The following is a 1,435-nucleotide window of genomic DNA, read 5'->3' on the forward strand; positions in this document are numbered from 1 at the left end:
GGTGTGCTAAAAACACCCAACCCCGCTATCCCATTGGTCTTGCCTTTGGGATTACTTTTTTTATTGTAAAACCAATGAAGTTGGTTTCAATAATGTTTGAACACTTGAAATTGTCTCTTCAAACGCTTTTGGAAAAGCTTTTCTCATAATATTGGCAGAGCCATTTACATCGGCGTTTATAAGGGTTTTGTTCTTCGAACGATACATCCCACGTGTGATGCGCTGCCCAGAAAATGAATTTTTCACATTGGATTTTCCATAAACAGGGAGGTTATCGTTATCTAAAAAACTAGCTTTTGACGTATACGATTCTTCCGTCGGTATCACTTTAATTCCATGAATCTCAGCCTTATAGGTAATCATCTGAATCAAAAGGCTATGAGGAATCGTCGTAAACAATTGATTATTCTTTTTTCCCATATGGGAGTTTTGCTTCCAATCTTTGTTTTGCCCGATAATAATGGTGTCTATATCTTCGTCTAAAGCCGTTTTGATGACTTGGAAACTCGCTTTATGAAATAAATCTTTGATTTGCTTAAAACGTTTATGATGAATTTTTTCCAAACGTTTTGATGTGAATAGTCCTTCTTTTTGATTTTTACCTTGACGAAGAATCCCCATATAATGAGCTTTCCATTGGTTGTATCGTTGATTCACAGATTTGATGTTTTTGCCCTTCACTAAGACAGGTCTTCGACCTGTGTTTGTGACGATGGTTGCAAGGTTATCAATTCCTAAATCAATGGACATAAGGCGATTTTTTGGTTCCTTCATTTTTTGTTCGGAAGGAACTTCAAAAATCATTTCAACGACATAATGACTGTATTTGGGATTAATACGGACTTGTTTCAATTTTCCTTCGGTAAACCCTAATTTTCCGATATTCAAGCGCTCTTTGGTCTTCGGAAACTTTAAAAATTTATCGTCTTTAATCACGCAATCTTGGTTCGAAAAAGAGACTTCTTTTTCATTTGAACGGCAATAACCAGGGATTTTCGGTCTTGCTTTAAATTTCGAAGGATTAATTTTGTATTCTCGTAAACTAGCATAAAACGACTTCCAATTTTGGAAAACGGTCTTCATAACGCCTTGGCTCGATTGCGTTGGTAGCGACCGATAATCCTGTTGGACCATTGATTTAAAAAGAGCATCCAAAAAGTTGTAATCAACATACGGACACTCTTTAGAAGGTTCATCAAACAAGTTGCACTTGATTTCTTTTTGTTTTTCAACAGGTTTTATTTTTTCTTTTGCCAATTTATTCTGGTACGACAAAAGTTGATTGTCATTGATTCTAGGCAAATGTTTTTGAATGGAATCCAACACTTCGCTTTGAAGAGGTTGCAACTCCTTTTCTTGTGTTAAAGACGTATAAACTTGTCGGATATAAAAGTTGGTTGTGTTATGCATGTTCTTGGCACGTTGGCACATCTCT

At 36.0% G+C, this 1,435-nt stretch carries 1 protein-coding gene; it reads right to left on the reverse strand.

Annotated elements, in window-relative coordinates:
• Positions 1 to 60: 60 nt before the first annotated feature.
• Positions 61 to 1,435, reverse strand: a 1,375-nt coding sequence (locus tag QDN89_RS21865) for an RNA-guided endonuclease InsQ/TnpB family protein (protein ID WP_280772314.1), incomplete at its 5' end; no start/stop codon positions are given.

Source organism: Salipaludibacillus daqingensis, from assembly GCF_029891575.1.
In the GTDB taxonomy this organism is placed as follows: domain Bacteria; phylum Bacillota; class Bacilli; order Bacillales; family Salisediminibacteriaceae; genus Salipaludibacillus; species Salipaludibacillus daqingensis.